Origin of the sequence: Clostridium sp. AF19-22AC (assembly GCF_003479085.1) — a bacterium.
GTDB classification, from domain to species: Bacteria; Bacillota; Clostridia; order Lachnospirales; family Lachnospiraceae; genus Faecalicatena_A; species Faecalicatena_A orotica.
This window is the reverse complement of sequence record NZ_QUGN01000002.1, coordinates 59,271-82,441: the sequence shown is the minus strand read 5'-3', so window position 1 is coordinate 82,441 and position 23,171 is coordinate 59,271. Positions and strand designations below refer to the sequence as shown.

The following is a 23,171-nucleotide window of genomic DNA, read 5'->3' as shown; positions in this document are numbered from 1 at the left end:
TTACTTTTCTGTCTGGCCGGCAGTTCTGTAACCGTCCGGGTTCATGGACTGCCATCTCCAGGAATCCTCACACATTTCCTCGATTCCTCTTTCGGCCGTCCAGCCGAGTTCTTCTTTTGCTTTTGAGGCATCACAGTAGCAGGTGGCAATGTCTCCCGCACGGCGCGGCTTGATCTGATATGGTATTTCCCTGCCACATGCCTTCTCGTAGGCCTTTACCACATCCAGCACGCTGTATCCAACTCCTGTTCCAAGGTTATAAATGTGGACGCCTTTGCTGGTCTTTAGCTTTTCAATTGCCTTGACATGCCCGACAGCCAGATCAACTACATGGATATAGTCACGCACCCCTGTGCCGTCCGGTGTGTCATAATCATCTCCGAATACCCCCAGACAGTTCAATTTCCCGACTGCAACCTGTGCGATATAAGGTACAAGGTTATTCGGGATTCCTTTCGGATCTTCTCCAATCAGCCCCGATTTATGTGCCCCAATCGGGTTAAAATAACGAAGGAGCATCACATTCCACTCAGGATCTCCGGTATGCAGATCTGTCAGAATCTGCTCCAGCATCCCTTTCGTCCGTCCATATGGGTTTGTGATTTCTCCCTTCGGGCAGTTTTCAGTAATTGGAATCTCTGCAGGATCCCCATAAACTGTCGCGGATGAACTGAAAATAATGTTCTTACAGCCATGCTTCCTCATCACATCGCATAGGATTAACGTCCCGGTAATGTTATTGTGATAGTACTCCCAGGGCTTCTCCACGGATTCCCCGACCGCCTTCAGTCCCGCAAAGTTGATGACAGCTTCAATATCTTCCTTTTCAAAAACCGGGTCCAGATCTTCCCTGTTCAGAATGTCCCCTTTATAGAACTTGAGAGTCCTGCCTGTGATATTCTGGACTCTTTCCAGTGCCGTCTCGCTTGAATTATACAGATTGTCCACTACGACAACCTCATATCCTCTCTCCAACAGTTCCACACATGTATGACTCCCTATATATCCTGCTCCGCCTGCTACTAAAATTGCCATGATTTACTTCCTTTCTCTACTGATGTCCTGTTACCGGCGCCTGCTGCGCCTCTATCCTGCTGATTCCTTATTTCCAGAGATGCATCGGATATGTACCGTTTTCTTTCATCCCGGCAACAGCATCCACAACGCTCTGCTTATCTTCCTTATAGGTAATACCGTACCATCTGTCTTTTGACTCCAGTACTTTCACGGTTGCCTTTCCTTCTTCAATGAGTTCGCCTACAACCGTCGGGAGGAAATATTCGCATTTCAGCGGATTCTCCTTCAGATTCTTTTCAAGGAACTTTGGAAAACGCATCTGGAGCTCCTTGATCATGCTTGCAGTAAAGCCAAACATGTTCAAAGATACAATACATTCCGGGTCAATCTTCGTCCAGCTCTTACCGCCGTCTTCTGTAAATGCCGCGCCATCCTTTGTCTTTTCTATCTGCGTACGTTCTGTAATTCCTGTCAGATACCCCGCTTCATCAGTCTCACAGACACCGCGTGACACAGAACCGTTCTCTGTCATCGTCTTAATCAGGTGATATCCGACCATAGCATACCTGTATTTGTCATCATCTTCATTCTGTGAAAGATAATTGTATATTTCCTTTAATGCATGCACTCCATAGTAGTCGTCCGCATTGATAACCGCAAAAGGTCCGTCCACAACATTCCGGCAGCTTAAGATGGCATGACCTGTACCAAATGGCTTCACACGGCCTTCCGGAACAGAAAATCCTTCTGGCAGATCTTCAAGCTTTTGATATACATAATCCACTTCCATGAATTCGCTGATTCTATCTCCTATGCTGGAGCGGAATTCTTCGTCAAACTCTTCCTTAATAATAAAAACAACCTTCTCAAACCCTGCCCGTCTGGCATCATAAATGGAAAAATCCATGATGATATGCCCTTCTTCATCTACAGGATCAATCTGCTTCAAGCCGCCATAACGGCTGCCCATTCCCGCAGCCATAATCACTAATACTGGTTTTTTCATATCCAAACACCTCTTTCCGATTTGATTACGACCCCGTATAATCACATACGAATTTAATATAGTCACATCTTTCGATTTTTTTACTTCATTTTCGTTTTTAAAATCACATGACTATTATACATCTTAATATTCCTGGGGTCAATGTACTAAATTATTATATCATATAAGTGCCGCTTAGGCCACTTGATAAACAAAAAACAGGCGGTTCACTCCGCCTGTTTTTTATTCTAATTTCCGCCTGTTTTCTGTGCCTCAATTTTTTCCGCAAGATCATTCAGATAGACCCAGCGTTCCATTTTCTCTTCCAGTTCCTTTTCTGCCAGTTCTTTTTTCTCAAGCAGCTCATTTAATTTTGCTGAATTTGTGGCATTTTTAAGAACTTCGTCCTCCAGAGATTCTATTTTCTCTTCGAGTGCGGCAATCGTCTCATCGATTGTTTCATATTCTTTCTGCTCTTTATATGAGAACTTCAGCTTTACCGGGCTGTTCTGCTTCCAGTCCCTGCTGCTCTTCTTTTCTTCAAGAGCATCCACTGGCCCGGCCGTTGCCGCACCAGATGCAGCATTTCGCTGCCTTGCCTCTATGTAATCCGTGTAGCCGCCTTCGTACTGCACAAGCCGGCCATCCCCCTCAAACGCAAAAACCCTGTCCACAACATTATCAAGGAAATACCTGTCATGTGAAACTGTGATTACGATTCCCGGAAAGCTGTTCAAATAATCTTCGAAAATCGTCAGCGTAGGAATATCAAGATCATTGCACTCATCTATCAGCAGGCAGTTCGGCCCTGCCTGAAGGATTCCGAGCAGATACAGCCGCTTCTTCTCCCCTCCCGAAAGCTTTTCAATAGGGGAATACTGCATATCAGGGGTAAACAAAAACCGTTCCAGCATTTGCGAAGCGGTAATCCTGCCCTGTCTGGTCGGAATATATTCCGCAATATCGCGTACATAATCAATGACTCTCTGGCTTGTATTCATATCCGGTACTTCCTGGGCGAAATAACCGATCTTTACCGTCTCACCGATTTCTATACTTCCGGAATCCGGCTGGAGTATTCCGGCAATCATCTTAATCAGGGTTGACTTTCCGCAGCCGTTGGGGCCTACGATACCAAGGCGCTGGTTCCTCAAAACGATATAGTCAAAATCTTTTACCATGATTCTGCTTCCATAACTCTTACTCACATGGTGAAGCTCTATCGTCTTTTTGCCCATGCGTGTTTCGACGGAATCCATCTCTACCAGCTGGGGCTGGACCGGGGCATTACCGTTTTTCAGTGCTTCCAGTCGTTCCAGTCTGGCCCGCTGCTTAGTGCTCCTCGCCCGGCAGCCTCTGGCTGCCCACTCGAGCTCCATCCTCAGGACGCTCTGGCGCTTTCTTTCGCTCGCCTGCTCCATCTCTTCCCGCTGTGCCTTCATCTCAAGGAACCTTGAATAGTTTGCTTCATAGGCATAGAGCTTCCCATAGCTGATCTCCAGAATCTTATTCGTCACTTTATCCAGAAAATATCTGTCATGGGTCACCATCAGGACGACGCCCCTGTACCTCTTCAGATAGTCCTCCAGCCAGTTTATCATGTCTTCGTCCAGATGATTGGTCGGCTCGTCCAGAATCAGGACGTCCGCAGGTTCTACCAGAACCTTTGCGAGCGCCGCCCTCTTCTTCTGGCCGCCGGATAAATGCCCCATGACTGCCTCATGGTCAGTAAGTCCCAGATGGTTCAATATACTTTTCGCATCACTCTCTACATTCCAAACATCCTGCTTCTGTCCTGCAAGCACATAAGATAAAACAGATGCCTCCTCCGGGAATTTCTGGTTCTGCGGCAGATAACCGGCTTTCATCCCATTCTGCCTGACCACCTGCCCGTCATCTGGTTCTTCCAGCCCGGCTATGATTCTCAGTAAGGTGGTCTTGCCGGTCCCGTTAATTCCGATGATCCCGATCTTATCTCCCTCATGGATTCCGCAGGAAACATCATCAAAGATGACTTTTTCTCCGTAAATTTTACTGATATGCTCTATATTTAAAACATTCATAAGAATATTCCTCCCTTTTCGACCTTTCTATCATAAGGGATTTTCCTAAAAACGTCAACTTGCCGGAGCTTAATTCTACTTCATCAATTTGATTTCGCTGCACCCAGATATTCTTCAAGGCAGATTCCCTGCTTCATGATTTCTTTGGCCGCCTTTTTCCCGACATATCTGTAATGCCACGGTTCGTAGCCAATCCCCGTGATATCACTTTTATCAGTGGGATAACGGAGTATAAAGCCGTACTCCGCGCAATGCTTCATCAGCCACTTCTGTTCAGCAGTCTCTTCCTGTGCCTCGTCGAGCCCTTGGTAGGAACTCGACACAATGTCAAGGGCCAGTCCCAGCTGGTGTTCACTCGTACCGGGAGGGGCCACCCATACCGCCGCCTGTTTCTCTGCCTCTTCTCTGGAAGCGCCATTTGACATGTTCATGCTGACCTGCTCCTCAAATAATGTGGTCTGCTTTTCCAGTGACCTGTATGAGGAACATATAACCGGGGACAGCCCTTCGCCTTCGGCTGCATCCAGCATTGCCTTCAGGTCATCATAAATCCTCGAATCCACGGCTTCACCATCTGTTAATTCTGTCAGCTCCACGGAATACCCATCCGGAACAAGATGGCTGCTATTTACAAGGATCAGATTCCATGCAGATGCATCTATCTCATATTCCGCAGTATCTGAATTCACACCTTCCTTATCATTTGCAGATACTTTCTTCTGTGAATTATCAATATCGGCTGATGTCTCTACCACTTTCTGCTTTTTCTCCGCACGTACCACCTGATGTTCAGATGCGGTATATTTCTGTGCGAACAGAACCGTACCCATAAGGACAATACTGCCTGTAAATACAAGGATCCTGATACGCCGCTGCCTTCTTCTCCTTGCCATCCAGTGCCTTCTCTTCATTTCACTTTTATATAAAGCAGGGTCCTCTGCCTCTGAATAAAAATCTTCCTGCATAGAGCTCCTTTCCCATAACAATTCCCGTTCTATGTCATTCACATTTCTCTAAAGCTTATATCATCGTATTAGCATATTTATTTTACCAGATAAATTTGAGAAGTCGACACTATTTTACAATTTTCATTCTTTTTTAATAAAATAGGATTCCTCTTCCAGACTATACTTTAAATGTCCTGCACCTCATGATAAATCTTACTCAGGGCTGCCGCAGACTCTTTCAGTTTCTCCCTCTCCTGTGCATTCAGGGGGATTTCTATGATGTCTTCTGCCCCGTTAACGCCGAGCACGGTCGGCAGGCCAATGCAGACATGGTTGATTCCATAATGTCCCTGGGCAAGGCTTGATACAGTCAAAATGGAATGCTCATCCCTGACAAGTGCCTGTGCGATTCGTTTTACGGCCATCGCAACCGCATAGAATGTGGAACCTTTTCGATCTATAATCTCATATGCACTGTCTCTGACTTCCTCATAAATCTCATTCAACTGGAGACTGTCCCTTGTTCTCCCGTGCTGGCGGCAGTATTCATCCACAGGGAGTCCTGCCACAGTCGCACTGCTCCATGCAGCCAGCTCGCTGTCGCCGTGCTCACCGATCATCCATGCATGTATATTCCGGTAATCCAGATTAAACTTCTTTCCCAGAAGATATTTCAGCCTCGCCGTATCCAGTACCGTCCCACTCCCAATCACACGTCCTGCCGGAAATCCCGAAAGTTTCAGTGCAAGGCTTGTAAGGACATCCACCGGATTTGTAACAATTAAAAGAATACATTCAGAATTGTATTTTACAATCTCCGGAATGATCTGGCGGAATACTTTCGCATTCTTTGCCGAAATATCGAGCCTTGTCTCTCCCGACATCTGGTTCGCCCCTGCTGTGACAACGACCAGATAGGCATCCTTCAAATCTGAGTAATCCCCTGCGTAGATGTCCGAAGGTACAGTAAAAGGAATTCCGTGCCCGATATCCAGCGCTTCCCCCTCCGCCTTTCGTTTGTCAATATCAATCAGGACCATTTCATTAAAAAGACCGCTCTCGACCAGTGTATAGGCGGTTGTGGCACCCACACCGCCGCATCCGATAATTCCGCATTTCTGAATATTCATCTCATAATCTCCTTTTCAAATGTGTATGTCATTCTCTGTACACAGGTTATTATTACCAAATTCTTTTATTTTCTATTCCCCTATTGACAAATATATCTTCCGGGCTTAATCTGTATATATAGACATATACAGATTATATACAGTCATAGGCACCTATACACAGTACACGTCAGGAGGGATTTTATGGATAATCTGCTGGAAATCCGCAAATTGAACAAGTCCATCGGCAGTCTGCAACTTCTCGATATTAATCTGTCACTGGAACCGGGATATATCATGGGACTGATTGGCAGGAACGGGGCCGGCAAGACATCACTGATTAAGACGATCCTCCGGCTGTATCAGAAGGACAGCGGTGATATTTATGTCAATGGGTATAATATGGAAACAGAAGAAAAAGAGGCAAAGAATGAAATCGGGTTTGTGCTGGATGAATCACTGTTTGAAGACAATCTCAGTATAGAAGCCAACGGCAGGCTCTTTGGTTCGCTTTATTCCCGGTACGATCATTCCCTTTACCTCCAGTTCTGTGAACGCTTCGGGCTGCTTCCGAAGCAGAAGGCCGGAAAACTGTCTAAGGGACAAAAAACCCGCTTCCAGCTTGCCTTTGCCTTATCACACGATGCAAAGCTCTTTCTGATGGATGAACCGGCCGCCGGGCTGGACCCGCTCTTTCGCAGAGAGCTTCTGGGCTACATGCAGGATATTGTGGAAAGCGGAAAGCGCAGCATCCTCTTCTCCACACACCTGACGAATGACCTTGACCAGATTGGGGATTATATCATTCTTTTAGACGAAGGCAGCATATGCCTGGAGCTGGATAAGGAAGAACTGGGGGACCGTTTTTACATTGCCTCCGGAACGCGTGAGCAGATTGAACATACCTTCGGGCCCAATGTCATCTGCCGGCTCTATGAACCTTATAAAAGTTCTCTCCTGATTGAATTTCCAAAGGAAGGACAGTTAAAAGGACTGGCCGTAACCAGACCGTCTCTGGAAGACCTGATGTATTATCTCAGCAAAGGAGGGTTCATAAAATGATCCGTATTATTCTGAATGATTTATGGCTGGATATCAAAAAGAATTTTTTAAGTATCCTGATTTACTTCATCGTTTATTGTATCGGTATGAGCATGATTGTGCACATCACCCTTCTTCAGTACTTAGGGGATATGGTGCGCCCGGACGGCACTTATCCGCAGGCTGCGCTGGATCACTTTTTCAGTTCTGACAGCAGCGGAATCATCCTTTTATCTGCCGCCTCTGCAGCTGCAATCATACTTCTGTGGGTTTTGCTTGAAAAAATGCCAATCCGTCTTTCCAGACCGCTGTATGTCTGTGCGGCAGGGGAAAAAGAAAAAATGAAGTACTTAAGACTGCATCTAATGATAAAAGTAATTCTGAGTATTGTATTTACATATATACTCCTCCGTTACGTCGTAATAGGACAGTTCTTTGTCTCCCAAAACTGGACGGAAATTCTCGCACAGCTCAGTCTCTGGTTTTTCCTGCTGATTGACCTGAACCTCCGCACAGATCCGGGCAACAGAAAAGAAGCACTTATTGCAGAGCCTGATATAGTCAGTGAAAAGAGCAGCGAGGTCATTGCCGGCGTCTACTGGTTTGCACTGCTGCTCTTAGAGATTATTATTTTCTATTCCCTTGCTGCAGCCCGGATCACATGGACATGGTGGATATTCCTTATCTGGTGCATTGCCTTTGCCGTCAATATCCTGCTGGCAAAGTATTGCATTACTCCTGTTTTGTCCTACATGCTTTCCTATGAAAAAATATATTACCCTATTCCGGATAAAAAGGAGTGAAACGATTGAATATATTCATCAGGGAAGACTCAAGTCTCCCTATTTATGAACAAATTATACAGGCTGTTAAAAATGCCATCCTAAAAGGAGAGCTCAAACCAGGAGATATGCTTCCTTCCATCCGCTCACTGGCAAAAGACTTAAGCATCAGTGTCATCACAACTAAACGCGCCTATGAGGAACTGGAGGCGGGCGGGCTGATCTACTCACTTCCCCAGAAAGGCTTCTATATCAAAGAACCTGACCGGGAGGCACTCCGGGAAGAACAGCTGAAGCGGCTGGAGGGGCAGATCAGCCAATTAATACAGGAAGGCCGGCGTCTGGAATTAACACTCAGCCAGTTTCAGGATATGGTGCAGATTCTCTGGGAAGGAAGTGACGAATAAGATGTCAAAATTCGAATGCAGAAATATTACAAAGAGCTATAAAAACTTTACATTACAGGATATCTCCTTTATGCTCGAAAGCGGTTACCTTGCCGCACTGATCGGCCCAAACGGTTCCGGGAAAACAACCTTATTCCGCTGCATATCCGGGACAGCACGCAGGATGCAGGGCGAGGCAGTCATAGACGGTATCTCCTTGTCACAGAATCCTGCCGCATATAAAGAAAAGATTGGATATATTTCAGAGAATTTATCATTTTTTCAGGAACAGTCTATACTGGAGAACGGGCAGAATCTGGGAATTTATTTTCCGGAGTGGTCACTTGAAGACTACTACTTCTGGCTGGATAAGATGGAGCTTGCGCCTTCCTGCAAGGTTTATCAGCTTTCCAAAGGGGAAGCCATGAAAATGCAGTTTTGCTTCGCACTTGCACACCAGCCTCGATTCCTTTTCCTGGATGAACCGATGGCAGGTTTCGATCCTGTTTTCCGGAGGGATTTTCTCGCAATCCTTAAGGATGTTCTCGAAAAAGATATCGGGATTCTTCTATCCACCCATATAACCGAGGATTTAGACAAACTTGCTGACTATGTCCTTGTTTTAAAAAATGGGAGGCTCATCAGAAACGATACAAAAGAATCACTGGAAGACCAGTACCGCCGCTCTGCCCGGGAAAAGAATCCCGATGCCGATCCGTTTAAAAGATTTCATATTAAAGACCTTTTGTCCTGATTCCTGTGAGGAGGATACATTATGACACTATATCAGATAGAAAAAAAGAGGCTGCATGCCAGTTATTATTATATTATCATGGTTATCATACTGTATGTTTACTTCATTCAGGCTCAAACCCAGGCATCCATCCAGACGTACGGCCTGAATGCGGACGGTCTTACGGCAGCGGTGGAACCCGTTTCCTTCTGGCATCCTGCCTTCTGGGCCGGACTCGCCATAGAGACAGTCTATTTGAACTTCCGCCTGTTCTGGATCCGTGAGCGGGATCAGTTATCCTTTCTGCTCCGGAAATACGATACACTCCCCATCCTGAAACGGGATCTTTATATGGCAAAAGCAAAAGTTATGCTGAAAATTTTTGGTATCTATATGGTACTGTCCATTATCATTTACTATTTTGTGATCTTTACCATGTTCGGGGCAAAGGCAATATGGGTACCCTCCATTTCCCAGATCATACTCAGTATTGTGCTCGGGCTCTGCATCATACTTGCCCTTCTTGGCATCGACTGGCTACAGGATATCCTCACGTCAGAATAAGCCTTATTTAAATACATTCTAAGCAATCAGGTTCTGCTTTTTCCAGATACCCGATATATAAAATCCGACGGAAAGTGATGTCCCTATCACCCAGCCGACCGGCCACGACAGCCAGATCCCTGTCTCTCCCCAGACTCCTGACAACACAAATGCCAGAATCACTCTCAGGATCAGGTCAGAGAACGTAGCAATCATAAACGCTTTCATTGCCCCGGCTCCCCTCAGGATGCCGTCCGCAATGAGTTTTAACGAGATTACTGCATAGAACGGGGATGTGATTCGCAGGAACTCCACGCCGACTTCGGCGGCCCGCTCTCCCCCTTCGCTCATAAACAGCTGCACGATTGGCTGTCCGGCGAAGAAAAAGAGAAGGAATACCGGTACTGCAACACTCAGAACCATGACTGTACCCGCGCGGAAGCCTTTCGAAATCCGGTCTGGCTTTCGCGCCCCCATATTCTGGGCCGTAAAGCTGGAAACACCATTTCCCAGCGTGGTAAACGAGGTGATTGCAAATGTATTGATCTTCATTCCCGCCGAATACCCCGCCACAACCGCGGAACCGTAACTGTTAATCAGCCCCTGGACAAACAGGTTCCCGACCGAGATAAAGCTCTGCTGCAGGATGCTCGGAACCGCTACTTCCATGATCTTTTTGAGCATAGTAGATGAAAACCTTCTGTACTCTCTGCTCCCGACACTTTTCAACCGCTTCTGCAGGGTGAAGAACGCAAGTATGGAAGAAACGCCCTGTGCCAGAAATGTGGCCCACGCCACGCCGCCCACACCCATATGGAAACAGATGACAAAAACAAGGTCCAGAATGATATTCCCAATCGAGGATGCAATCAGGAAATACAGAGGAGTCTTTGAATCTCCCAGCGCGGTAAAGACACCCGTACAGATATTATACATAAAAAGAAAAATCAGTCCGCATATGTATATGTTAAGGTAAAGTGCCGAATCCCCGAAAATATCTTCCGGCGTCTTTAAAAGAGTCATCAGCGGCCTGCCCAGAATAAGGCCCAGGATGGTAAGGAAAACGCTGATCCCCAGAACCGTCAGAAGGGAGGTGCTCACGGCACTCTTCATCTGTTCATACTCTTTTGCACCGAAATAGAGCGAAATCACAACCGAGCATCCAATATTCAGCCCCGTAGCCACCGCCATAAAGATCATCGTAATGGGATAAGATGCACCCACTGCCGCCAGGGCGTTCACTCCGACAAACTTCCCCGCTACAACACTGTCTACTATATTATAAAGCTGCTGGAACATTACACTGATCAGCATAGGTACCGTGAATCTCCAAAGTATCCCAAAAGGCTTTCCTTCTGTCATATCCGTAATCATATCTATCACTCCTGCTTCTTTTTTCTCATGATCGCAACACTTTTTTATTCTAACACTTTTCATAAAAATATAAAAGAAATCTTAGGACTTTATGAATTTTTTGTGTTTGCCCTTGAGTATATTAAGAAAAAGTTATACCATACCTAAAGTGGATAGATATATTTTGTTAGATTCAATTCGAGGAGGAGTTTGATGAGTACTACCAAAAACGGTGCTACTATTTTTGATGATGATTTTGAAGTAACCTACGAAGAAGAAATTCCCTTTTCATATAGCTTTGATACGAAACCTGTGTCTGGTGATACAGTCAATAAAACAGTGGCCGTTGACACGGATGAATATGACAGCGATTACGATGATGACTATGAAGACGACCTGTATGGTGATGACTATGAAGACAACCTGTATGATGATGACGATTACGACAGTAATGATTATCAGTACGACCACGATTCCCCCAGAAGAAAACGTGCAAGGCGCAAATCTTCCGGCCGGCTGCTCTCGCCTGTCAAAAAGACAGCTAAATACGGTACAAAAGCAATCTATCGCGTAGCCCGCTCTGTTGTCAGAATTATTTCCGTTCTGATCATGGCAGGTACGTTTGGCGTCCTTGCCTATAATTTCTGGAGGGGGGCCGCACCTTACGGGGACCCGCAGAATATCTTAACGGAAAAGAACTTTGCACTGGCCGCATATGCGGCGGTAGCAGCCGTTTTCCTGCTGTTCGAGCTGATCTCCTTTTTCTGGTCATTAACAAAAATGAGAATACGCGAGGGGCGGAAAGTCTACCGGGAAGATACCGGAAGAGGCCTGTTTTCCTTCATTTTTATCTATATAGCCTCTTATCTTTCCTTCCTGCTCTGTTCCTTCCTGCCGGATACTCTGGGTTCTTATGAGATCTTGAATGGAATAAAAGGTGCCCTTGATGTATTCGGTTCACTTCATAACGTATTACTTGGATTATGTCTGGCGGGTGCTGTTTCCTGTCTGGTACGAAGACATATGAGTTAAAAAACGGGCGCTGCTCCATAGATGAATTACTCGTCTATTTCGCAGCGCCCGCTCTTTTTATATTGATTTAATTATCCTTAATGATCAGTGCCATAAATACCAGATTCTCCAGCCCTGTATTAGCCAGCCCGTGTCCGCAGTTATCCGGGGTAAAGGTAACATCTCCCGGCTTCACACTTCTTTCGTTTCCATTGTCGTTATATACACCTTCACCCGAGAGTATATAGTATGTCTCACTCTCTGCATGGTGCTCATGATAACCCAGCGTACATCCCGGTTCCAGCGTAACTTCGGCATACAGGCCGCATTTTCCGTTTAATTCTTTTTCACCCAGTATTCTTTTGATGATTACATGGCCCTCTCCGCCGCACATATTTTCTATTCTTTCAACTGTCATTTTAGTACCTCCTAAAAACCAGTAACAACTCATATTCTCAAAAACCGCACCAACCATAAACAGTTAGCGCGGTTCTCAAAAAATATTTAAATTATCTTCCTAGAACTTTCCAGCCTTTGCTGCTTCTTCAATGCCAACTGCAACAGCAACAGTCATACCAACCATCGGGTTGTTGCCTGCGCCGATCAGTCCCATCATCTCTACGTGAGCCGGTACAGATGAAGATCCTGCGAACTGTGCATCTGAATGCATACGTCCCAGAGTATCTGTCATACCATAAGAAGCCGGTCCTGCAGCCATGTTATCCGGGTGAAGTGTACGTCCTGTACCACCGCCTGATGCTACTGAGAAGTACTTTTTACCCTGCTCGATACATTCTTTCTTGTATGTACCTGCAACCGGGTGCTGGAAACGTGTCGGGTTTGTAGAGTTTCCTGTAATAGATACGTCTACGCCTTCACTGTGCATGATTGCAACACCTTCACGTACATCATTTGCACCGTAGCAGTTAACTTTTGCACGGAGTCCTTCTGAATAAGCAGTTCTCTGAACTTCTTTCAGTTCTCCTGTATAGTAGTCATACTCTGTCTGTACATATGTAAATCCGTTAATTCTGGAGATAATCTTTGCTGCATCTTTTCCAAGACCGTTCAGGATTACACGCAGAGGTTTTTTACGGACTTTGTTTGCTTTCTCAGCGATACCGATGGCACCTTCTGCTGCTGCAAAAGATTCATGTCCTGCCAGGAATGCGAAGCAGTCTGTGTCTTCTTCCAGAAGCATTTTTCCTAAGTTACCATGTCCAAGACCTACTTTACGCTGGTCAGCTACAGAACCAGGGATACAGAAAGACTGAAGTCCTTCTCCGATTGCTGCTGCTGCTTCCGCTGCTGTCCTGCAGTCTTTTTTGATTGCGATTGCCGCACCTACAATGTATGCCCAGCAGGCATTTTCAAAACAGATTGGCTGGATGCTCTTTACCTGATTGTAAACATCAAGTCCGGCATCCTTTGTGATCTTCTCTGCCTCTTCGATAGAAGCAATGCCATAGCTGTTTAATACTTCATTGATTTTATCAATTCTTCTTTCATATGATTCAAATAAAGCCATTTAATTGTCCTCCTGATTTATTTTAACGTTACCTGTTATTCTTTACGTGGGTCGATAATCTTAGCTGCATCAGCAACACGTCCGTACTGGCCTTTTGCTTTTTCCCATGCATCATTCGGTGTATCGCCTGCTTTGATAAAGTCTGTTAATTTGCCGAGGCTTACGAACTGGTATCCGATGATCTCATCGTTCTCATCCAGAGCGATTCCTGTTACATATCCTTCTGCCATCTCCAGGTAACGAGGACCTTTTGCCAGTGTTCCGTACATTGTACCAACCTGTGAACGAAGTCCCTTTCCTAAATCTTCCAGACCTGCGCCGATAGGAAGTCCGTCTTCAGAGAATGCACTCTGTGTTCTTCCGTATACAATCTGTAAGAAGAGTTCTCTCATTGCTGTATTGATAGCATCACAGACAAGGTCTGTGTTCAGTGCCTCCAGAATAGTCTTTCCCGGAAGGATCTCTGATGCCATAGCTGCTGAATGTGTCATTCCTGAACATCCGATTGTCTCAACCAGTGCTTCCTGAATGATACCTTCTTTAACATTCAATGTCAGCTTGCATGTACCCTGCTGAGGAGCACACCAGCCTACACCATGTGTTAATCCAGAAATATCTTTAACCTCTTTAGCCTGTACCCATTTTGCTTCTTCCGGAATTGGAGCTGGTCCGTGATTTGCACCCTGAGCTACCGGACACATCATTTCTACTTCATGTGAATAAATCATGTTAAAACTCCTTTCAAATATGTATGATTTTCTTCCTATAGGCGCTTGATATTTATTTAACGCCGTATATGAGATATTTTCGCACAATTTTCGACTTTCGTCAATTGTAAGATTATACAAGTTTCGCCTGACATGTGTCATATTTATAAGACAATTTTAGTTTCCAGCTACTCTCCACCATTTAAGTACTGATAAACTTCCCCGGAAATAGACTGTATCACTGCCTCAGCCGACTCTTCTTCCATATTTACCTGTCCTCATACTTAACTGCCAATTCTCCTTGCTTATTTTATATTTCCATGACAGTATAAATACGTTACTTTAGACGAACCTTAAAAGTTATATGGAATTTATGTGAAATCAGAAAACTGGTACAATAAAAGACTCCTGCTTACAGAAGCCAGGCTGGCAAGCCCGGTTAATGGTAACTCAGAAGTCTTTTTTCTTTCTATATATTCTATCTGCTGTCAGCAGCCTTCTAGCTGTTCAACCGCCAGAGTCAGGGCATCTTCCACCGTCTGCATCCGGTTCTCCATTCTGGTTCCTGTAAACTGGCATTTTAACACTTTTGTCTTTCCCAAGGCATAACATCCGATATACACCAGCCCGACCGGCTTTTCCTCAGTCCCGCCGCCCGGTCCAGCAATTCCTGTAGCACTTAAAGCCACATCCGCATGTGCTGCCTTCGCAGCTCCCCTGGCCATCTCTGCCGCAGTCTGTTCACTGACAGCCCCGTATGTCTCAAGCGTCTCGTGTTTTACCCCGACAAGCCGCTCCTTTGCCTCATTGGAATAGGTCACATATCCCTCATTCAGCACGTCAGAGGCACCGGACACATTCACCAGCGTTCCTGCGATCAGGCCGCCGGTGCAGGATTCTGCGGTGGTAATGGTAAGTCCCTTAGCGGACAGTATGGCAACGAGGCGTTCCTCAAGGCTCGCCTCATCCGCTTTTTTTTTATTCAATACCCACTCCGGATACATCTTTTACATCCCTCCCTGTGTCAGAACCTGTTTGTTCTTTACCACATAGTCTATCAGGGAAATTACAGTAAGTGCAAGCGCAATCCATACAAGGATATCTCCGATTACAGCAAACATACCACCCAGATCTGCGATCAGCACGATAATCATTGCCATCTGGAAAACAGTCTTGAACTTCCCCCAGTAGCTGGCTGCGATTACAACCCCGTTATCAGACGCTACAAGTCTGAATCCGCTGATAATAAACTCCCTGCTGATGATCACGATTACAATCCATGCTGAGAGCTTATTCATCTCAATCAGGCAGATCATTGCAGAGCAGACTAAAAGCTTGTCAGCAAGAGGGTCCATAAACTTCCCGAAATTTGTCACAAGATTGTACTTTCTTGCAATCTTCCCGTCCAAAAGGTCTGTCAGACTGGCAATCACAAAGAGCACAAGTGCAATCCATTTATTTGCACTGCCCCCGATATCAGTAAGCATGAACAATACAAAAAACGGCACCATAATGACTCTTAATATTGTAAGCTTATTTGGTAAATTCATTACACAAGTCCTCCTATCAGATCATAGTCTACTGCCCCGGTTACTTTGACTTTTGCAAAATCCCCGGACACAAGTACTTCGTCTGTATTTACAAAGATTAGTCCGTCTACATTCGGGGCATCCCGGTAAGTCCTGCCGACGTAGGCATTCTCGTCTGCCACTTTTCCTTCTATCATAACCAGTACTTCCCTGCCGACCATGTTTTGGGCATTATCAAACGCGATCTCCTGCTGAAGCTCCATCAGGTCTGCCTGACGTTCCTGCTTCACTTCCTCGTCAATCTGGTCCGGCATCGAAGCTGCCGGGGTATCCTCCTCCGGTGAGTAAGTGAACACGCCCAGACGGTCAAATTCCATCTCATCTACAAAATTAAGCAGTTCGTCATGCTGCTCCTGCGTCTCTCCCGGAAAGCCGGTGATCAGCGTTGTACGCAGGCAGATGTCCGGGATCTCCCGTCTCAGTCTGCCGATAATATCCTTAAGTTCCTGCTTTGACGTCCTTCTTCCCATGCGCTTCAGGATATCGTCACTGGCATGCTGGATTGGCAGATCCAGATAATGGCAGATCTTCTTTTCTTCCTTCATTACCTGAATCAGTTCATCCGTAATCTCTTCCGGATAACAGTACAGAATCCTGATCCACTGAATTCCACTAATTCTGCACACCTCTTTCAAAAGCAGGTGCAGCCTCTTCTCTCCATAAAGGTCCTTTCCATAAAGCGTGGTCTCCTGCGCTACGAGGATCAGTTCCTTTACCCCCTGCCCGGCAAGATATTCCGCCTCCTTGATCAGGCGCTCCATCGGTACACTCCGGAAGTTCCCCCGGATCTTCGGGATGATGCAGTAGGTACAGTGTTTATCACATCCCTCTGCAATCTTCAGGTATGCATAATGTCCCCCTGTCGTTACCAGACGGTTTTGCGTCACGTCTGGAAGAGCGTTGATATCTTCCATCGTTACTACATGATGCCCAGCTAAAGCCTCATCTACAGCATCCAGAATCTTGTCATAGGCTGTCGTCCCCAGCACGGCATCCACTTCAGGAATCTCATCCAGTATCTCCTGACGATAGCGTTCTGCCAGACACCCGGTCACAATCAGAGCCTTTAAGTTTCCTTCTTTCTTATATTCTGCCATATCAAGAATATTCTGAATACTCTCCTCCTTGGCATCATGGATGAAACAGCATGTATTGATAACAATGATATCTGCTTCTGTCTCATCATCTGTCATCTGATATCCTCTTGATGCCAGAAGCCCCAGCATAACCTCAGTATCCACCAGGTTCTTGTCGCATCCCAGAGAAATAAAAAGTATCTTCATAAAACCTCCCAGATTTTTAAAAGGCAGATACTCTAAGCGCATCTGCCTCCTTTTCTTTACTATTCTTCTTCTGCATTCTCAGCGATAATCTTCAGCTTGCCTTCATTCAGTTCTTCAATAGCAGTTGAAAGCGGCTTCTCGCCATTCTTTGCATTTACAAGAGGCAGTTCACCGTCGATCAGCTGTCTTGCCCTTTTTGATGTTGCCAGTACAATAGAGTAACGGCTGTTGACGATCTTTGTCTCGCCTTCCTCTACGTCTTTGTTAACGACCTGCATTAAGTCTGTGTAAGATGGATGTAACATATCTTATGATTCTCCTTTCAAACTTCTGTCCAAATCAGCTTTAATTTCTTTCATAAATCCTGTATTACGAAAACTTCTGTGATGTTCACTCTGGATAATAGTATGCATCTGCTCCGTGCAGACCTCCAGTTCATCATTGATTATCAGATAATCGTATCTGTCCATGCCTTCGGCTTCTTCTACTGCGCGCTTCATCCGGGATTCAATGACCTCCATTGTCTCCGTGCCCCTTCCGACAAGACGCTTCTTAAGCTCTTCTGCCGACGGAGGTGTGACAAACAAAAGCAGTGTGTCCGGAAATGCCTCCTTTACCTTCAGGGCGCCCTGTATCTCAATCTCCAGAATGACGTCCTTGCCTGCTTCTAACTGCTTCTCCACATATTCACGCGGGGTTCCGTAATAATTTTCCACATACCTAGCATACTCTATCAGTTCATCTTTCGCAATCATTTTTTCAAATTCTTCCCGGGTTTTGAAAAAATATTCCCTTCCGTCCACTTCTCCTTCCCTTGGAGAACGTGTTGTTGCGGAGATAGAAAGCGCATATGTCTCCTTATAGCGGCCCAACAGTTCCTTCATTAAAGTTCCCTTGCCGGAACCGGAAAATCCGGACACGACGATCAGAATTCCTCTTCTATTCATCTCAGACATCCTTTACCTGTTCTATATTTTATGTTACTTATTCTATGTTCTGTATCTGCTCCCTGACCTTTTCTATCTCTGTCTTCAGGCTGATGGCACAGTTGGAAACCTCCAGATCATTTGCCTTGGACAGGATCGTATTCGCCTCACGGTTCATCTCCTGGGCAATGAAATCCAGCTTTCTTCCGATCCCTTCCTTTTCTTCCAGCGTGTCCCTCATATGACTGATATGGCTCTTTAAACGAACCACTTCCTCATCTGTGCAGATCTTGTCTGCAAACAGGATGACTTCCGCAGCAATGCGGCTTTCCTCCATCTGGGTATCCTTAAGCAGCTCTCCCACTTTTTCTTCCAGCCTGGCGCGGTACTGGGCTATGATCTCAGGGGAACGTTCTTCGATAAAAGCAACCAGCTTCTCCATCCCTGTCAGCTTCTCAAGAATGTCCTGCTTCAGGTTCTGCCCCTCCGTCTTCCTTGTCTCCACAAACTGTGCAAATGCACCTTCCAAAGCCTCTTTCAGCCCATTCCAGAGTTCTTCCTCATCCTCACACTGTTCTTCCATCGTGATAACCTCGGGATAACGGGACAAGGCAGAGACACGTATATCGTTCTCCAGACCAAACTCTTCTTCCATCTGTTTAAAATACTTCATGTATTCTGCCGCCAGTGAAGCATTGTATTTGAGAGATACCTGACTTTCAGACGTATCCTCATAAGTAATAAAAATATCCACTTTCCCTCTGTTCGCATACTGTTTCAGCAGCGTACGGATTGATGTTTCAAAAAAGTTAAGCTTCTTTGGCATGCGGATATTCACATCCAGATATCTGTGGTTCACACTTTTCAGCTCCACCGTAAACTTTCTGAATTCCTTTAAAACCTCACACCTGCCGAAACCTGTCATGCTTTTTATCATGGTCGTTCATCCTTTATTTTCCATATTTTGTTTCTTACGCATTATGAAACATTATACCCCCTATGCCCCTTCCCGGTCAACCTTTCACCTGCAATTCTTGACATTTGGGCGGAATAAGGCTACTATTATTTAAAAACGTGGTAACCATCCTGCCGCATAAAGAAAGGAAAAATCATGGCATTTGACGGAACATGCGTGGCCTGTCTGGTCCACGAACTAAAAGAACAATTATTAAATAGCAGAATCGCTAAAATCGCACAGCCTGAGACAGATGAACTGCTTCTGACACTGAAGTCTTCTTCCGGGCAGAAACGGCTCTGTATTTCTGCAAGCGCCTCTCTCCCGCTGATATATTTAACAGATTCAAACAAACCAAGCCCGATGACGGCCCCTAATTTCTGTATGCTTTTGAGAAAACATATCAGTAATGGCCGGATTGTAGACATTTACCAGCCGAAGCTGGAGCGTATCATCCATTTTACGATCGAACATCTTGATGAACTCGGCGATTTGTGCCGGAAAGACCTGGTCGTGGAGATTATGGGAAAACACAGCAACATCATTTTCTGCACAGAGGACGGCATGGTGATCGACAGTATCAAGCATGTATCTGCTCAGATGAGTTCTGTGCGCGAGGTTCTTCCGAGCAGGGAGTACTTTATCCCTGACACAATGGAAAAGTCTGATCCCCTGAGTGTAGAGGAGCCTGATTTTATCCGTCTTCTTACGGAAAAGCCAATGCCGCTTTCCAAGGCCATATATACCAGCTTCACCGGTGTAAGCCCTGTAGTGGCTGAAGAAGTATGTTCGCTTTCTGGTGTAGATTCTTCTGTCACTCCAAAGGAACTGTCAGAAGACATCCTGAAACATGTGTATAATCAGTTTAACATATTTTTTCTGGCAGTGAAGGAGAACCAATTCTCTCCTGCCATTTATTACGATGGAAAGGAGCCAAAAGAGTTCTCCGCACTTACGCTGACCCATTTTGGCGGCTACGCGCAGCGGGAATTTTCCAGTATTTCAGAAGTGTTGGAAACATATTATGCTTCTAAAAATACGATCACGCGCATCCGTCAGAAGTCAGCTGACCTGCGCCATATCGTACAGACTGCACTGGAAAGGAACCGGAAAAAGTATGATCTGCAGCTTAAGCAGCTTAAGGATACGGAGAACCGCGATAAATACAAGGTTTACGGCGAACTGATCAACACCTACGGCTATAACCTTGATGCAGGCGCTAAAAAACTGGAAGCGCTCAACTATTATACCAATGAGATGGTCACGATTCCTTTGGATGGCACGAAAACACCTCAGGAAAATGCACAGCGTTATTTTGATAAATACAACAAGCAAAAGAGAACATGGGAGGCTTTATCCAAACTGATTCAGGAAACTGGTGATGACATAACTTACCTTGAATCAATAAGCACGGCCCTGGACATCGCACTGACGGAAGACGATCTGGCCGAAATCAAGGAAGAACTGATTAGCGCAGGCTATATGCGCCGGAAGTTTACAAAGAAAAAGGTAAAAATAAAAAATAAACCGCTTCATTATATATCCAGCGATGGGTTTCATATTTATGTAGGCAAAAATAACCTTCAGAACGATGAACTCACATTCAGCTTTGCCGTGGGCAATGACTGGTGGTTCCATGCTAAGGGGGCTCCCGGGTCACATGTCATTGTCAAATCAGAGGGAGAAGAACTTCCCGACAAGACATTCGAAGAAGCCGGACGTCTGGCCGCTTATTATTCAAAATCACGCGGAAGTGACAAGGTAGAAATAGATTATATAGAAAAGAAACATGTTAAAAAACCAAAAGGGGCGAAACCCGGTTTCGTTGTATACTATACAAATTATTCGCTTGTCATAGACAGTGATATCTCGCATATTAAGGAGCTTTCATAGTACAGGAAAGTTTTCTATTTAATATATGTTGGAAAATGACGTTATCGTTACGTAATGTCAAAGAAGCTCCCGCCGTACATTGTACGACGAGAGCTTTTCGCTTTTAGGGGAATATTTCTACAGCCCCTATTATACATCATTATTATGGTGTACAGGCGTCTTTTACTTCCTGCGGTACCTGGATTTCCCCAACATTATCGAATCCCGTATAACCGAGCTGAATTGTAAAGTCATTCACATTCGTACTTTTACCGTATTCATCGTACAGGTCATTCATCACATCTGTCATATCCACGATTACTCTGGCCGGCAGTAGTTCCTCCTGATATACGTCTATCGTAACCGGAACTGCCAGATTTGCAATTGCATCTTCATCCGGGATTTCTACCAGACCAAATGCACCCATCATATCCAGCCCCATAAACTGCAGCAGTTCTTTTCCTGTTATATCCCCGTACATCTCATAGCATTCCTTTTCGCCTACCTCTACACTCTGCTCTGCCAGGCGGAATGAATTAATGGATGCGCCCGCCTCCTCGAAAAGATTGCCGTTAAACGTACTCTTCCCGGCGCTGCTGGCAGCTTCTCTGCTCCACTTATCATACATACTGCTGTATGTTACAAATTCATCGCCCTCATTTACCTGATATATCTCGATACCGCTGCCTACCTTATTTCCGCTGAAATTCACCTCTGCCGTCCCCTTCGCATGGCCAGCCTTCGGTTTTGCAGTATTTTCCATCGTCATGTCCATCGAAATCTTCATTGTATCCAGTACATCTTCCAGTTCTATATGCATACTCAGCGTATTAGTTATGGATTCCGCCCCTGCAAGATTCTTTGAAACCGATGACATTAATTTTTTAGGAGTCAGTTTTCCGCTGCATCCTGCTGTAAGAACTACACAGAAAATTAGCAGCAAAAGTACACTCCCTGTTTTTTTTGCAATTTTATTCATGAAATATCCTTCTTTTTTGTTCTGGGGCTGCTGTACACACGTCTTACTGACATCCGAGAAGATAGTCAATAAACTGCTGTGCCGTACGGCCTGAAAGGCCGCCGTGGGTCAGTTCCCATTTATTTGCCTCGAGGAGCAGCTGCTCCTCGGGCATTTTAATTCCATTCTGTTTTGCCAGTTCTTTTACAATCATCTGGAATTCTTTTTTGTCCGGAGAACCAAAATAGATTGTCACCCCGAATCTGGCTACCAATGACAGTTTCTCCTGAACTGTATCATTCGTATGCAATTCTTCGTCCCGGTCCGCCTTATCCTTGAATGTCTCGCGCACAAGATGCCTGCGGTTTGAAGTGGCATAGATCAGTACATTGTTCGGTTTCTTTTCCAGCCCGCCTTCGATGACAGCCTTTAAGTATTTATACTCAATCTCAAATTCCTCGAATGAGAGGTCATCCATATAAATAATAAACTTATAATTCCTGTTCTTGATCTGCGCGATCACATCATTCAGATCCTGGAACTGATGCTTATAGACCTCGATCATCCTCAGCCCCTGGTCATAATACTGATTCAGGACTGCCTTGATGGAAGACGACTTTCCTGTTCCTGCATCACCGTACAGAAGACAATTGTTTGCCCTCCTGCCCTCTACAAATGCCCGTGTATTATCGATCAGTTTCTTTTTTGCAATCTCGTATCCGACCAGATCATCCAGGTGCACATGTGCAATATTCGTAATCGGCACGATCTGTACGCCTTCCTCTTCCGGGTGTTCCACACGGAAGGCCTTATGCAGACCGAGCTTTCCCACGCCAAATTCCTTATAGAACTGGGTCAGTATATTTTTAAACATCCCCACGCTTCCGGCATTTCCAAGAGCTTTTGCAAGCCCGCAGATTCTGTCCCTGATGCGTTTATTGAAAACCTTGCTGCCTTCATTGATGCTCTGATAATCCAGCAGAACTGAGAAACATTTTACGTCCAGTATTTCCTCCAGCCTGCTGAAATCATAATCAAACAATTCTTTGAAAACCCCGAAGTCCTGAAGTGCAATATCGTTGATGCTTCCATCCACCGGGCCTACGATCTCACAGGATGTACTGTATGCATTCTCATCGCTTGCCAGAAGAAATGTCAGATACGTGTGCCACAGATTTCCTTCAAAACCGTGGCTCACTGACAGCTCCAGCAGCGCATTCACACATTCAAAGAGCAGACTTCTTAAGTCTTCCCTGTTATAATATTCATTCTCATAATTCTCTATCAAAAATGTCATATCCAGAAGAAGTTCCCCATATTCCATATTTTTATAGAGCATTAATTCATTCGTACGCATATCTGTTCCTCTTTCCTGTCCGTTCC

Annotated in this window: 24 protein-coding genes; 7 read left to right on the top strand and 17 right to left on the bottom strand. The window is 45.3% G+C overall.

Annotated features, from left to right (window positions below; all coding sequences use genetic code 11):
• The 5 genes from galE to DWX43_RS02455 form a co-directional block, all read right to left on the bottom strand.
• On the bottom strand, window positions 1-1,035 hold the full coding sequence (galE, locus tag DWX43_RS02475; RefSeq protein WP_109729227.1) for a UDP-glucose 4-epimerase GalE: 1,035 nt from the start codon (window positions 1,033-1,035) through the stop codon (window positions 1-3).
• Between the two features lie 67 nt (window positions 1,036-1,102).
• Complete coding sequence (locus DWX43_RS02470; protein WP_109729226.1) at window positions 1,103-2,023, bottom strand: sugar phosphate nucleotidyltransferase; 921 nt, start codon at window positions 2,021-2,023, stop codon at window positions 1,103-1,105.
• A gap of 227 nt (window positions 2,024-2,250) precedes the next feature.
• On the bottom strand, window positions 2,251-4,065 hold the full coding sequence (locus DWX43_RS02465) for an ABC-F family ATP-binding cassette domain-containing protein (protein WP_118618600.1): 1,815 nt from the start codon (window positions 4,063-4,065) through the stop codon (window positions 2,251-2,253).
• An 83-nt stretch (window positions 4,066-4,148) separates the two neighbouring features.
• The gene (locus tag DWX43_RS02460; protein ID WP_109729815.1) at window positions 4,149-4,958 is read right to left on the bottom strand and encodes a M15 family metallopeptidase; all 810 of its coding nucleotides are present in this window, start codon (window positions 4,956-4,958) and stop codon (window positions 4,149-4,151) included.
• 239 nt (window positions 4,959-5,197) lie between these two features.
• Complete coding sequence (locus DWX43_RS02455; RefSeq protein ID WP_118618598.1) at window positions 5,198-6,142, bottom strand: L-lactate dehydrogenase; 945 nt, start codon at window positions 6,140-6,142, stop codon at window positions 5,198-5,200.
• A 183-nt stretch (window positions 6,143-6,325) separates the two neighbouring features.
• Here DWX43_RS02455 and DWX43_RS02450 point away from each other — a divergent pair, with 183 nt between their 5' ends.
• The 5 genes from DWX43_RS02450 to DWX43_RS02430 are packed head-to-tail and all read left to right on the top strand — an operon-like array spanning window position 6,326 to window position 9,627.
• Window positions 6,326-7,183, top strand: coding sequence for an ABC transporter ATP-binding protein (locus tag DWX43_RS02450; protein ID WP_118618597.1), 858 nt, complete (start codon window positions 6,326-6,328; stop codon window positions 7,181-7,183).
• Window positions 7,180-7,965, top strand: a complete 786-nt coding sequence (locus tag DWX43_RS02445) for a hypothetical protein (protein WP_118618595.1) — start codon at window positions 7,180-7,182, stop codon at window positions 7,963-7,965. Before DWX43_RS02450 ends, DWX43_RS02445 begins: the two co-directional genes overlap by 4 nt.
• Window positions 7,962-8,351: a GntR family transcriptional regulator gene (locus tag DWX43_RS02440; RefSeq protein WP_347559292.1), complete on the top strand. Its 390-nt coding sequence runs from the start codon at window positions 7,962-7,964 to the stop codon at window positions 8,349-8,351. Before DWX43_RS02445 ends, DWX43_RS02440 begins: the two co-directional genes overlap by 4 nt.
• Window position 8,352: 1 nt before the next feature.
• A complete protein-coding gene (locus DWX43_RS02435) occupies window positions 8,353-9,084 on the top strand; it encodes an ABC transporter ATP-binding protein (protein ID WP_243099234.1) in 732 nt (243 codons plus the stop codon).
• A gap of 21 nt (window positions 9,085-9,105) precedes the next feature.
• The gene (locus tag DWX43_RS02430; RefSeq protein ID WP_109729219.1) at window positions 9,106-9,627 is read left to right on the top strand and encodes a hypothetical protein; all 522 of its coding nucleotides are present in this window, start codon (window positions 9,106-9,108) and stop codon (window positions 9,625-9,627) included.
• Between the two features lie 18 nt (window positions 9,628-9,645).
• Here DWX43_RS02430 and DWX43_RS02425 read toward each other — a convergent pair whose 3' ends face one another.
• Window positions 9,646-10,980: an MATE family efflux transporter gene (locus DWX43_RS02425; protein ID WP_109729218.1), complete on the bottom strand. Its 1,335-nt coding sequence runs from the start codon at window positions 10,978-10,980 to the stop codon at window positions 9,646-9,648.
• Window positions 10,981-11,172: 192 nt separating this feature from the next.
• On the opposite strand from DWX43_RS02425, the gene DWX43_RS02420 reads away from it, so the two are divergent.
• Complete coding sequence (locus DWX43_RS02420; RefSeq protein WP_109729217.1) at window positions 11,173-11,991, top strand: ATP-dependent RNA helicase; 819 nt, start codon at window positions 11,173-11,175, stop codon at window positions 11,989-11,991.
• 67 nt (window positions 11,992-12,058) lie between these two features.
• Here the strand turns inward: DWX43_RS02420 and DWX43_RS02415 are convergent, their stop codons facing one another.
• From DWX43_RS02415 to DWX43_RS02375, 9 genes are all read right to left on the bottom strand, one after another.
• Window positions 12,059-12,388 carry a cupin domain-containing protein gene (locus tag DWX43_RS02415; RefSeq protein ID WP_118618591.1) on the bottom strand — a complete coding sequence of 110 codons (330 nt, stop codon included), beginning with the start codon at window positions 12,386-12,388 and terminating at the stop codon, window positions 12,059-12,061.
• A gap of 99 nt (window positions 12,389-12,487) precedes the next feature.
• Window positions 12,488-13,498: a GGGtGRT protein gene (locus DWX43_RS02410; protein ID WP_109729215.1), complete on the bottom strand. Its 1,011-nt coding sequence runs from the start codon at window positions 13,496-13,498 to the stop codon at window positions 12,488-12,490.
• Window positions 13,499-13,533: 35 nt separating this feature from the next.
• The gene (locus DWX43_RS02405) at window positions 13,534-14,226 is read right to left on the bottom strand and encodes a hypothetical protein (RefSeq protein ID WP_109729214.1); all 693 of its coding nucleotides are present in this window, start codon (window positions 14,224-14,226) and stop codon (window positions 13,534-13,536) included.
• Window positions 14,227-14,693: 467 nt separating this feature from the next.
• A complete protein-coding gene (locus tag DWX43_RS02400) occupies window positions 14,694-15,209 on the bottom strand; it encodes a CinA family protein (protein WP_118618589.1) in 516 nt (171 codons plus the stop codon).
• A gap of 3 nt (window positions 15,210-15,212) precedes the next feature.
• The gene (pgsA, locus tag DWX43_RS02395; RefSeq protein WP_109729212.1) at window positions 15,213-15,755 is read right to left on the bottom strand and encodes a CDP-diacylglycerol--glycerol-3-phosphate 3-phosphatidyltransferase; all 543 of its coding nucleotides are present in this window, start codon (window positions 15,753-15,755) and stop codon (window positions 15,213-15,215) included.
• The gene (gene rimO, locus DWX43_RS02390) at window positions 15,755-17,077 is read right to left on the bottom strand and encodes a 30S ribosomal protein S12 methylthiotransferase RimO (RefSeq protein WP_118618904.1); all 1,323 of its coding nucleotides are present in this window, start codon (window positions 17,075-17,077) and stop codon (window positions 15,755-15,757) included. Before rimO ends, pgsA begins: the two co-directional genes overlap by 1 nt.
• Window positions 17,078-17,136: 59 nt before the next feature.
• Window positions 17,137-17,382: a DNA-directed RNA polymerase subunit omega gene (rpoZ, locus tag DWX43_RS02385; RefSeq protein ID WP_109729211.1), complete on the bottom strand. Its 246-nt coding sequence runs from the start codon at window positions 17,380-17,382 to the stop codon at window positions 17,137-17,139.
• Window positions 17,383-17,385: 3 nt separating this feature from the next.
• Window positions 17,386-18,024, bottom strand: coding sequence for a guanylate kinase (gene gmk / locus DWX43_RS02380; RefSeq protein ID WP_109729210.1), 639 nt, complete (start codon window positions 18,022-18,024; stop codon window positions 17,386-17,388).
• Window positions 18,025-18,061: 37 nt separating this feature from the next.
• A complete protein-coding gene (locus DWX43_RS02375) occupies window positions 18,062-18,940 on the bottom strand; it encodes a YicC/YloC family endoribonuclease (RefSeq protein WP_118618587.1) in 879 nt (292 codons plus the stop codon).
• 174 nt (window positions 18,941-19,114) lie between these two features.
• On the opposite strand from DWX43_RS02375, the gene DWX43_RS02370 reads away from it, so the two are divergent.
• Window positions 19,115-20,851, top strand: coding sequence for an NFACT RNA binding domain-containing protein (locus DWX43_RS02370; protein WP_118618585.1), 1,737 nt, complete (start codon window positions 19,115-19,117; stop codon window positions 20,849-20,851).
• Between the two features lie 142 nt (window positions 20,852-20,993).
• Here DWX43_RS02370 and DWX43_RS02365 read toward each other — a convergent pair whose 3' ends face one another.
• A complete protein-coding gene (locus DWX43_RS02365; RefSeq protein WP_109729207.1) occupies window positions 20,994-21,809 on the bottom strand; it encodes a DUF6612 family protein in 816 nt (271 codons plus the stop codon).
• A gap of 43 nt (window positions 21,810-21,852) precedes the next feature.
• Entirely contained in the window at window positions 21,853-23,145 is a 1,293-nt protein-coding gene (locus tag DWX43_RS02360; protein WP_118618583.1) for an ATP-binding protein, read from the bottom strand.
• Between the last annotated feature and the right edge of the window lie 26 nt (window positions 23,146-23,171).

Bases quoted from the DNA above. Each gene is read 5' to 3' on its own strand.
- rimO (WP_118618904.1), bottom strand. From the start codon at position 17,077: ATGAAGATACTTTTTATTTCTCTGGGATGCGACAAGAACCTGGTGGAT.
- galE (WP_109729227.1), bottom strand. From the start codon at position 1,035: ATGGCAATTTTAGTAGCAGGCGGAGCAGGATATATAGGGAGTCATACA.
- DWX43_RS02360 (WP_118618583.1), bottom strand. From the start codon at position 23,145: ATGCGTACGAATGAATTAATGCTCTATAAAAATATGGAATATGGGGAA.
- DWX43_RS02470 (WP_109729226.1), bottom strand. From the start codon at position 2,023: ATGAAAAAACCAGTATTAGTGATTATGGCTGCGGGAATGGGCAGCCGT.
- rpoZ (WP_109729211.1), bottom strand. From the start codon at position 17,382: ATGTTACATCCATCTTACACAGACTTAATGCAGGTCGTTAACAAAGAC.
- DWX43_RS02365 (WP_109729207.1), bottom strand. From the start codon at position 21,809: ATGAATAAAATTGCAAAAAAAACAGGGAGTGTACTTTTGCTGCTAATT.
- DWX43_RS02435 (WP_243099234.1), top strand. From the start codon at position 8,353: ATGTCAAAATTCGAATGCAGAAATATTACAAAGAGCTATAAAAACTTT.
- pgsA (WP_109729212.1), bottom strand. From the start codon at position 15,755: ATGAATTTACCAAATAAGCTTACAATATTAAGAGTCATTATGGTGCCG.
- DWX43_RS02425 (WP_109729218.1), bottom strand. From the start codon at position 10,980: ATGATTACGGATATGACAGAAGGAAAGCCTTTTGGGATACTTTGGAGA.
- DWX43_RS02420 (WP_109729217.1), top strand. From the start codon at position 11,173: ATGAGTACTACCAAAAACGGTGCTACTATTTTTGATGATGATTTTGAA.
- DWX43_RS02430 (WP_109729219.1), top strand. From the start codon at position 9,106: ATGACACTATATCAGATAGAAAAAAAGAGGCTGCATGCCAGTTATTAT.
- DWX43_RS02465 (WP_118618600.1), bottom strand. From the start codon at position 4,065: ATGAATGTTTTAAATATAGAGCATATCAGTAAAATTTACGGAGAAAAA.
- DWX43_RS02375 (WP_118618587.1), bottom strand. From the start codon at position 18,940: ATGATAAAAAGCATGACAGGTTTCGGCAGGTGTGAGGTTTTAAAGGAA.
- DWX43_RS02370 (WP_118618585.1), top strand. From the start codon at position 19,115: ATGGCATTTGACGGAACATGCGTGGCCTGTCTGGTCCACGAACTAAAA.
- DWX43_RS02455 (WP_118618598.1), bottom strand. From the start codon at position 6,142: ATGAATATTCAGAAATGCGGAATTATCGGATGCGGCGGTGTGGGTGCC.
- gmk (WP_109729210.1), bottom strand. From the start codon at position 18,024: ATGAATAGAAGAGGAATTCTGATCGTCGTGTCCGGATTTTCCGGTTCC.
- DWX43_RS02460 (WP_109729815.1), bottom strand. From the start codon at position 4,958: ATGGCAAGGAGAAGAAGGCAGCGGCGTATCAGGATCCTTGTATTTACA.
- DWX43_RS02415 (WP_118618591.1), bottom strand. From the start codon at position 12,388: ATGACAGTTGAAAGAATAGAAAATATGTGCGGCGGAGAGGGCCATGTA.
- DWX43_RS02450 (WP_118618597.1), top strand. From the start codon at position 6,326: ATGGATAATCTGCTGGAAATCCGCAAATTGAACAAGTCCATCGGCAGT.
- DWX43_RS02445 (WP_118618595.1), top strand. From the start codon at position 7,180: ATGATCCGTATTATTCTGAATGATTTATGGCTGGATATCAAAAAGAAT.
- DWX43_RS02400 (WP_118618589.1), bottom strand. From the start codon at position 15,209: ATGTATCCGGAGTGGGTATTGAATAAAAAAAAAGCGGATGAGGCGAGC.
- DWX43_RS02410 (WP_109729215.1), bottom strand. From the start codon at position 13,498: ATGGCTTTATTTGAATCATATGAAAGAAGAATTGATAAAATCAATGAA.
- DWX43_RS02405 (WP_109729214.1), bottom strand. From the start codon at position 14,226: ATGATTTATTCACATGAAGTAGAAATGATGTGTCCGGTAGCTCAGGGT.